Here is an 8,163-nt window from a genome sequence, read left to right as displayed (position 1 = left end):
AATTCCACGGCGGGCCCCGGCCACTTCTATGTGACCAAGAAGAATGCACGCACCATGACCGAGAAAATGACCGTACGGAAATATGACCCGGTCGTGCGCAAGCACGTGGAATACAAGGAAGGCAAGATCAAGTGATCTGACCCTGTCCAGGTAAGTCTTAGAACCGGGCCGCGCTGAAACCAGTCGCGGCCCGGTTTCTTTTTGGAGAAGGACCATGGCTGAACACATGCGCCTCCGCAGGAGCGTTGCGACCGATCTGGAGCCGCTGAACCGGCTGCTCATGGACAGCCATCCGGCGTTGCTGGCGGCTGACTACGCGCCGGATCTGTTGGACCGCGCCCTGCCGTTGATCGCCCGCGCCAATCCGGGCCTTCTGGTGTCAGGCAGCTACTACCTTGCAGAGCCCGAGGATGGTGGCGCTCCGCTTGCGGCAGGCGGCTGGACGGTGGAAAGCCCGCATCAGGCGGAACCGACCAGCACGGGCCATATCCGTCACGTGGTGACACATCCGCAGGCCACGCGGCAGGGGCTTGCGGCGGCGATCATGCGCCGATCTTTCGAGGAAGCGCGAGCCGCAGGGCTGACGCAACTGGTGGCCCTGTCAACGCTGACCGCCGTTCGCTTCTACGCGGCCATGGGCTTTGCGGTGGAGCGGGAGGAGGTCATTGCCATGGCCCCGGATGTCAGCTTTCCTGCGGTGCGGATGATCCGGACGTTGTAAGCGGCGTTTCCAGCAGAGGCGGGACAAGGGCCTCGGCCCAGTGCTGATAGGCGCGGGGCGAGGGGTGGAAGCCATCTTCGGCCATCAGGTCCCGCGTCAGGGCCATGGTGAAGGGCAGATAGAGATGCCCCGCGCGCTCTGCCTGCTGTTGCAGCCGCTGTTCCAGCCGCGCGGCCCGTTTCCCGAGGATCCATCGCAGGGGATTGGGCAGCAGGTGGAATTGCGCGAGCGGCGGGATACCGGTGATGATCAGCTTTTGGGCATCGAACCGGTCGGACAAGGTCCGTGCGATCTGCGCCCGGTCGGCAAGGATGCGCGTCAGCGGAGCGAAGCTGGTCACGTCATTGACCCCTAGAACCAGTAACACGATGTCGAAGTGCTGCCGGGGTAGGGTCTCCAACCGGGTCAGCGTGCTGCGGCTGGTGGCGCCGGTCCTCGCCTCCAACTGCCAGATAAGGCGGCGATTCGGGGAAAGCGCGGTGGCAAGCTGGCCGCTCAGTGCCTCCTCCTGATGCGTGGTCCCCACCCCGGCGGCAGAGCTGTCGCCAAGGATCAGCAGGCGCAAATCAGGCCCTCGACCGAGCTCACCGCGTCGTGGGCCGGGCGGTTCCGGCAGGCGCAGCGCACGGGCGCGCAGCCGCAGGGCCTGGGCAATCAGGAGAGGCGACAGAAGCGGGGCAAGCAGGCAATCCATGATGTGCAGGATAGGGGCAGGGCGGCGCAAGGGAACCGGCGACATGGCGTCAGGGGGCAAAGAAAAAGGCCGGGGATGATCCCCGGCCTCAAATCGCGTCGTCAGGAGTGGCGTTATTCCTGAGAGCCCATGAACATCAGCAGGAACTGGAACATGTTCAGGAAGCTGATGTAGAGGCTGAGCGCGCCATCGATGGCGGCTTTTTCCAGCCATTCCTGATCGCCATGCATGGCGTGGGCCACATAGGTGTTCTTGATGTCCTGCGTGTAGAAGGCGGTCAGGCCCGCGAAGATCAATACGCCGATGGCCGAAATGGCGAACATCATCGCAGGCGACTGCAGGAAGATGTTCACGATCATCGCGATCAGCAGCCCGATCACACCCATCATCAGGAAGGTGCCCATGCCCGACAGGTTGCGCTTCGTCGTGTAGCCATAAAGGCTGAGCGAGGCGAAGGCGATTGCGGTCACCAGGAAGGTCTGCACGATCGAGTAATCGGTGTAGACGAGGAAGATCGAGCTCATCGACACGCCGATCGCAGCGGCGAAGACGAAGAAGCCGAACGACACCGCGGCAGCCGAACCGCGGCTCATCAAGGCGCCCCAGCCGAAGAACAGGAAGGCCAGCGGGCCGAACATCACAACCCATTTCAGCGGGCTGAGATAGATCGCCTCACCCACGCCAGAGAGGTATTCGCCTTCACGCAGCATGTAGGTTGCGCCAACGGGATCGGTGGTCACGGCAAGGCCCGCGATGGCCCAAGCAGCAAGCGCTGTAATGAGCATGCCGATGGACATGGTCGCGTAGACCTTGTTCATGTGGGCGCGCAGGCCCGCGTCGATCTGTGCGGCGCTGACGCCACCGGCTCCGGCGCGGATCGTGTCGAATTGTGCCATCTGGTCCTCCGAAGAAAGGCATATGTTTCGTGGCGGGTACGCAAAACGCCCCGCCTTACCTGACAATATCGGTAAGACAGGGCGCTATTTCAAGCATTGCCGGACAGGGAGAGTCGTCTTTTTTCGGCAAATGGGCCGGGCCGGTTCTCAGACCAGCCAGCTTTGCGGCACGTCCCAGACCGGGCGCGCGGATTCGCGGGCCACATCCGCGCGGGTCAGGCCAAGATCGCGGCGGGCATTGGCATCCAGACGTTCCAGCGCGCGGCGCTGGCGCCATGCGGCCACAGCGGCGCGGAAGAATGCGATGCCGGAGGTGCGGCGCGGGGCGGAGACGGCGAAGCGGGCGAGCGTGTGGGCCATGGGATGTTCCATTTCGTGATAGTCGGCGTTTGTCATATTTCGATGGTTGATAGATAGTCGCGCTATGTGCATTATGAAAATGAATGTTTTTGAATGCTGTCATCACAAGGATTGATGAAATGCGCAATCTCGACATGACCGCCCTGCGCGCCTTCGTCACCGTGGCCGATGCGGGGGGGGTCACCAAGGCCAGCGGCCTGCTGAACCTGACGCAATCGGCTGTGTCGATGCAGCTCAAGCGATTGGAGGAAAGCGTTGGCGTGTCCCTTCTGGACAGGTCGGCGCGCAAGATGGCGCTGACCAATTCCGGCGAACAGATGCTCAGCTATGCGCGTCGGATGCTTGCCCTCAATGATGAAGTCCTGGCGCGGCTGACATCGCGGGACTACGAGGGCGAGTTGTTTCTCGGGGTGCCACACGACATCGTCTATCCCGCCATTCCGCAGGTGCTGCACCGCTTCAACGCGGCCTTCCCGAGGATGAAGGTGCAACTTGTCAGCTCCTACACCTCGCGGCTGCGCCGGATGCTGGAACGCGGCGAGGTGCATCTGGCGCTGACCACCGAATCGTCATTGGACAGCGGTGGAGAGACCTTGCAGGAACGCCCGCTGGTCTGGGTGGGGGCGATCAAGGGCAATGAATGGCGGCAGCGTCCCTTGCGGCTGGCCTTCGAGCAACTGTGCATCTTCCGCAAACCGGTACAGGAGGCACTGGATAACGCCGGGATCAGCTGGGAGATGGCGGTGGAAAGCGACAATTCCCGCACGGTAGAGGCGTCGATCAGCGCCGATCTGGCGGTGCATGCCTGTGTCGAAGGGGCGGAGCCGCCCTATGTGGAACGCATCCATCACCACGGTGCCTTGCCGGATCTGCCGTCGATCAAGATCAACATGTACGGCGCGGAACTGGCCAAGGAGGAACCCGTGCAGGCGCTGGCCGAGATGGTGCGGCAGGCCTACCGGGCGATGTGACGTCTCTGGCGCGGTGCGACGCCAAGCGTCTCGCGGTCACACAGGTAGGTGTCCAGCCGGGTGCTGGCCATCGGGCCATCACCGTTGAGCTGTTGCACCAATAGCCGCGCTGCCATGCGCCCCATATCGCGATGCGGGACGTGGACGGTGGTCAGGGGCGGATCGACCAGTTGCGCAAGTTCGATATCGTCGAACCCGGTGATCGACACGTCGTCCGGCACCGACAACCCCATCTGACGCGCCGCGCGAAGGGCGCCCACGGCCAGCACGTCATTGCCGCACATCACGGCGGTCGGCGGATCTGGACAGTCCATAACCTGCCGAAAGGCGGCGGCGCCGTTCTCGATGGAATAGGGGGTCTCGTGCAGCGCCATTGCGTCGGCTGGCAGACCATGCGCTGCCATCGCCTCGCGGATGCCCTGCACCCGTTCGCTGGCACGGTCATTGGAATCGCAGGGGGCCGAGATGACGCCGATCCGCCGGTGGCCCTTGGCGATCACCAGTTCCGCCATCTCGCGCATGGCGGCGCGGTTGTCGAAACCGATGGAGGGTTGCGGCTTGTCGGGGTCATAGACCCAAGCCACCAGCACCGGCACCGAGCGCGCCTCCAGAAAATCCAGCGTCCCCTGGCTGCGATGGTGACCGATCAGCAAAAGCGCGTCGGCCCCCCGTGCGCACAGGGTGCGGATCTGCTCCCGTTCCACATCCTCGCTATAGGAAGAACTGGCGACCAGCAGGGTCATGCCATGCAGCCCAAGCTCTTCTTGAAAGGCCTGAAGCCCGCGCGCGAAGATCGCGTTTTCCATCGTCGGAATGATCGCGCCGATGGTATTGGTGCGTTTCGCGGCCAGGGCCCGTGCCCCGAAATTGGGCGCGTATCCCAACTGATCCACCGCCGACATCACCCTGTCGCGCGTGCTTTTCACCACCCGGTCGGGCGTGTTCAGGCAGCGCGACACCGTCGCCGTCGACACACCTGCCAGTCGGGCGACATCTTCCAGCGTGGGAACGGGGCGCGGGGCCTGAGGGGCCTTGGCGGTCATATCTCGGTCAGTGCCTTTGGTCTCGTTATGTCGGCTGTCTTTACCCGCTACGATACGGTGCTGCGAGGGTAAAGCACAAGTGTAAGCGCTTGCACGATGCCGTGTAAGCGCTTACACTGATCTCGAATCGGCCCTTTTGCCGAGTTCGGGAGGAACCATGGTCTTCGCAATTTCAGCAGTCTTGTTTCTGATCTTCCTTGCCAATGTCGTGCTCGGCGCTTTCGCCAATGCCGCGTTCATGGGCGATGTGGCTGAAATGATCGTCCTCTTCCTGACATCCATCACGTTCGTGTCCGGCATTCTGAAGGCAGAGGCCCGGCGCAACGCTGACGAATAAGACCGCGAAACTAAGGGAGGAAGCGGAATGGACTTCAAAGACAAGCAGGAGCTGAAATCGGCCGAACGGCGGAATTTCCTCAAGCTGGCAGGGACCGGTGGCTTTACCGCTGCAATGGTTGCCGGGGCAGGGGGCGTTCTGTGGTCCGATCAGGCCGTCGCACAAACCGCGCAGGAGGAGCGCGAGCGTGAGGATGCCGCCGATCACATCATGACGCTGGCCACCGCTTACGTGCTTGGCGCGTCGCGCAGCTATCCGATCATGCAGCTGGACCTGAAGGAAAACATCCAGAACATGACCAACGGCAAGGTCTATGTGCGTTTGGCCCCCGGTGGTCAGCTTGGTGCCGGTGGTGCGCTGGTTCAGGCGGTGCAGGGCGGCACCATTCAGTGTGCGCAGCATTCGCTGTCCAACTTCGCCCCCTTCGCCAGCGTGGTCGACCTGATCAACCTGCCGTATTTCTGTGGTTCCAACCAGCGGTTCACCAACCTCACCAGCTCCGAGGCGTGGAAGGCCGAAGTGGACCCGCGCATCGCGCAGGCCGGCTTCAAGTCGCTGTTCTACATCGTGATCGACCCGCGTGTTGTCGCGGTCCGTCGCGGCGGCGATGCCATCATCACCCCCGCCGATATGGAAGGAGTCAAGTTCCGCGTTCCCGGCTCTGCCATGCTGCAGCAGTATTACCGCATGGTCGGCGCCAACCCGACCCCGGTGGCCTGGGGCGAAACCCCGTCCGCGATCCGTCAGGGCGTGGCCGATGCGCTCGACCCGTCGGTCGGCGCGCTGCATGTCTTCGGCTTCGGCGAGATCCTCAGCCACGTGACCTTCACCCAGGCGGTGCCGGACAGTCAGGTCTATTCGATCAACCTCGAATGGTTCAACTCGCTGCCTGCCGATGTGCAGGAAGGCATTGAATTCGCAGGGGAGATCACCCAAGCCCAGAACCTCGCCAAGGTTCCGGCGGCGCGGTCCTACGCAATGGCGCAGCTGATTGCCAACGGTGTGGAGTTCCACTCGCTCAGCGATGACCAGCTTGCCGAATGGCAAGAGGTCGGTGGCTACCAGCGCAGCGAATGGGACGAGTTCAAGATGGAACTTGCCGGATCCATGGAAACCTTCGCACGCCTCGAAGAGGCCGCAGGCACCATGGGCCGCTACTACGTGCACGACGCGTAAGACCAAACCCGGACCGGCGCGCAAGCGGTGCGCCGGTCCTTATCCCAACTCCCACAGCATGTGACGAGATGGAGCCGGCAAGCCGGGTGGAGGGGCCATGTCCAGACTGTATGAAGCCATAGACAGGAACGCGGAGCGCTGGCTCCTGCTTGTTTTCTACGTGATGCTGGTCGTCACCATGGCCATCGAGGTGCTGCGGCGGGAAATCCTGTCCTATTCCTCGATCTGGGGCGAAGAAATCGTCCGCTATTCCTTCATCTATCTCGCCTGGATCGGGGCCGCCGCTGCCGTGCGCGAACGCGGGCATATCCGCATCGACGTGATCATGAATTACGTCGGACCAAGGGTGAAGGCATTGCTCTACATCTTCGGCGACATTGTCATGTTCGGTGTCTCCGTGATCGCGCTCTACTGGTCATGGGAGGCGGTGCATGTGTCCTGGGTCTTCGGCTCGGTCACGCATGGTCTGCGCATCGGCTATTACTTCTTCCTTTTCGCCGTACCCTTCGGCTTCGCCCTGGTCATCTTCCGGCTGGTGCAGTCGTTCCTTCGTGACATCTCCGACCTTCGCAACGGCAGGCCCGTTTACGAAGGCGACAAACTCTTCGATTAAGGGAGGACTCGCACCATGATGTGGCAAGCCCTGCAAGAAACCTCCCTTCAGCTTGGATGGGATTTCTACGGCCCCGTACTTATCTTCGTCGTTCTGGTCGCCCTTGCGGTGCCCGTTTGGGCCTCGATCGGGGTCTCGACGATCCTCATGCTGGTCTGGTCCGGCGCGCTGCCGCTCAGCCTGTTGGGGGAAAAGCTGTTCAGCGGCATCGACGCCTTCGCGCTGACCGCCGTGCCCCTGTTTATCCTGACCGGGGACGTGCTGGTGCGCACCGGGCTTTCCCGAAAATTCCTCGACGTGGCCGAGGCGCTGACCTGTTGGGCGAAGGGCGGCTTCGGATCGGCCACCGTTCTGGTCTGCGGCATGTTCGCGGCGATCTCGGGTTCCGACGCCGCAGGGGCCGCCGCCGTGGGCCGGATGACCATCGACCGGCTGGTCGAAAGCGGATACCCGCGCCCCTATGCCTGTGCGCTTGTCGCGGCGGGGGCCTGTACCGGCATCCTCATTCCGCCCTCGATCGCCTATATCATCATCGGCCTCGTCCTGGGTATAGCCGTCTCGACCTTGTTCCTTGCCGCCCTCATTCCCGGCATTCTGATCCTGCTGTCGATCCTTGCGACCAACGTTGTCATGAACCGCCTCAACGGTTGGGAAGGCGGCGGCATCATGACGCCTGCGGAATGGCGTGCGAACCTGTGGCGGACGATCAAGTCCGGCTGGTACGCCTTCCTTGTGCCCGGCATCATCTTCTATGGCATCTTCTCGGGTCGTCTGACACCGACCGAAGCGGGTGCCGTGGCCGTGGTTGTCACCATCGTCATGGGCTTCATCCTCGGCACGCTGAAACTGTCGGATTTCCCGGCGATGCTGGTCAGCTCCGCCAAGGTGAACGGTGTCATCCTGCCCATCATCGCCTTCTCGATCCCGCTGGCCGAGGCGCTGGCCATCATCGGGGTGCCGCAGGGTTTCGTGGGGGCGCTGACCTCGCTGAGCGACAATGAATACGTGCTCATCGGTATGATGGTCCTGATCCTGATCGCGGCGGGCTGCGTCATGGAAACCACGCCCAACATCGTGATCCTCGCGCCGATCCTGAAGCCGCTGGCTGACAATATCGGCATGAACGAGGTTCAGTTCTGCATCATGATGATCACCGCGCTTGGGGTGGGCTTCATCACGCCGCCGCTTGGGCTCAACCTCTTCGTGGTGTCCGGGATCACCGGCGAGTCGATCCTCAGGATCGCACACCGGGCCATCCCCTTCGTCTTCTTCATGCTGATCGTGACGCTGCTGATTGCCTATGTGCCCGCAATCTCCACCTCCCTTCTCCCCGAACTATACAGGTAACCGAA

The 8,163-nt window shown here is 62.6% G+C and carries 11 protein-coding genes; 7 read left to right on the top strand and 4 right to left on the bottom strand.

From position 1 onward, the window contains the following. Positions 1-135 (top strand): 50S ribosomal protein L33 (rpmG, locus tag BKY26_RS00175; protein WP_071688374.1); only part of this gene is annotated, 135 nt, incomplete at its 5' end. 91 nt (positions 136-226) lie between these two features. After that, the gene (locus BKY26_RS00170) at positions 227-721 is read left to right on the top strand and encodes a GNAT family N-acetyltransferase (protein WP_227434852.1); all 495 of its coding nucleotides are present in this window, start codon (positions 227-229) and stop codon (positions 719-721) included. Here BKY26_RS00170 and BKY26_RS00165 read toward each other — a convergent pair. From BKY26_RS00165 to BKY26_RS00155, 3 genes are all read right to left on the bottom strand, one after another. Beyond that, the gene (locus BKY26_RS00165) at positions 684-1,460 is read right to left on the bottom strand and encodes an SGNH/GDSL hydrolase family protein (protein WP_158514287.1); all 777 of its coding nucleotides are present in this window, start codon (positions 1,458-1,460) and stop codon (positions 684-686) included. The two genes, BKY26_RS00170 and BKY26_RS00165, sit on opposite strands and share 38 nt — an antisense overlap. A 68-nt stretch (positions 1,461-1,528) precedes the next feature. Next, positions 1,529-2,311, bottom strand: coding sequence for a Bax inhibitor-1/YccA family protein (locus tag BKY26_RS00160; protein ID WP_071688372.1), 783 nt, complete (start codon positions 2,309-2,311; stop codon positions 1,529-1,531). A 147-nt stretch (positions 2,312-2,458) separates the two neighbouring features. Beyond that, positions 2,459-2,707, bottom strand: a complete 249-nt coding sequence (locus BKY26_RS00155; protein ID WP_245764409.1) for a DUF1127 domain-containing protein — start codon at positions 2,705-2,707, stop codon at positions 2,459-2,461. Positions 2,708-2,754: 47 nt separating this feature from the next. Between BKY26_RS00155 and BKY26_RS00150 the strand changes: the two genes are divergently transcribed. Then, positions 2,755-3,642 (top strand): LysR family transcriptional regulator, encoded by an 888-nt coding sequence (locus BKY26_RS00150; RefSeq protein ID WP_425434456.1) that lies wholly within the window; start codon positions 2,755-2,757, stop codon positions 3,640-3,642. Here the strand turns inward: BKY26_RS00150 and BKY26_RS00145 are convergent. Then, positions 3,627-4,685 carry a LacI family DNA-binding transcriptional regulator gene (locus tag BKY26_RS00145; protein WP_071688370.1) on the bottom strand — a complete coding sequence of 353 codons (1,059 nt, stop codon included), beginning with the start codon at positions 4,683-4,685 and terminating at the stop codon, positions 3,627-3,629. The genes BKY26_RS00150 and BKY26_RS00145 overlap by 16 nt on opposite strands. 181 nt (positions 4,686-4,866) lie before the next feature. Between BKY26_RS00145 and BKY26_RS00140 the strand changes: the two genes are divergently transcribed. From BKY26_RS00140 to BKY26_RS00125, 4 genes are all read left to right on the top strand, one after another. Further along, positions 4,867-5,022, top strand: coding sequence for a hypothetical protein (locus BKY26_RS00140; protein WP_342714807.1), 156 nt, complete (start codon positions 4,867-4,869; stop codon positions 5,020-5,022). Between the two features lie 27 nt (positions 5,023-5,049). Next, complete coding sequence (locus tag BKY26_RS00135) at positions 5,050-6,198, top strand: TRAP transporter substrate-binding protein (RefSeq protein WP_071688368.1); 1,149 nt, start codon at positions 5,050-5,052, stop codon at positions 6,196-6,198. Between the two features lie 97 nt (positions 6,199-6,295). After that, on the top strand, positions 6,296-6,811 hold the full coding sequence (locus tag BKY26_RS00130; RefSeq protein ID WP_071688367.1) for a TRAP transporter small permease: 516 nt from the start codon (positions 6,296-6,298) through the stop codon (positions 6,809-6,811). An 18-nt stretch (positions 6,812-6,829) separates the two neighbouring features. Continuing rightward, the gene (locus BKY26_RS00125; RefSeq protein WP_425434457.1) at positions 6,830-8,158 is read left to right on the top strand and encodes a TRAP transporter large permease; all 1,329 of its coding nucleotides are present in this window, start codon (positions 6,830-6,832) and stop codon (positions 8,156-8,158) included. Positions 8,159-8,163 lie beyond the last annotated feature (5 nt).

It is taken from the genome of Nioella sediminis (assembly GCF_001879695.1).
Lineage (GTDB): Bacteria > Pseudomonadota > Alphaproteobacteria > Rhodobacterales > Rhodobacteraceae > Nioella > Nioella sediminis.
The sequence above is the reverse complement of the archived record's forward strand: the minus strand, read 5'-3'. Positions and strand labels throughout refer to the sequence as shown.

Coding starts and splice junctions, on each gene's coding strand:
- BKY26_RS00170 (WP_227434852.1), top strand. CDS start 227: ATGCGCCTCCGCAGGAGCGTTGCGACCGATCTGGAGCCGCTGAACCGG.
- BKY26_RS00165 (WP_158514287.1), bottom strand. CDS start 1,460: ATGTCGCCGGTTCCCTTGCGCCGCCCTGCCCCTATCCTGCACATCATG.
- BKY26_RS00160 (WP_071688372.1), bottom strand. CDS start 2,311: ATGGCACAATTCGACACGATCCGCGCCGGAGCCGGTGGCGTCAGCGCC.
- BKY26_RS00155 (WP_245764409.1), bottom strand. CDS start 2,707: ATGACAAACGCCGACTATCACGAAATGGAACATCCCATGGCCCACACG.
- BKY26_RS00150 (WP_425434456.1), top strand. CDS start 2,755: ATGTTTTTGAATGCTGTCATCACAAGGATTGATGAAATGCGCAATCTC.
- BKY26_RS00145 (WP_071688370.1), bottom strand. CDS start 4,685: ATGACCGCCAAGGCCCCTCAGGCCCCGCGCCCCGTTCCCACGCTGGAA.
- BKY26_RS00135 (WP_071688368.1), top strand. CDS start 5,050: ATGGACTTCAAAGACAAGCAGGAGCTGAAATCGGCCGAACGGCGGAAT.
- BKY26_RS00130 (WP_071688367.1), top strand. CDS start 6,296: ATGTCCAGACTGTATGAAGCCATAGACAGGAACGCGGAGCGCTGGCTC.
- BKY26_RS00125 (WP_425434457.1), top strand. CDS start 6,830: ATGTGGCAAGCCCTGCAAGAAACCTCCCTTCAGCTTGGATGGGATTTC.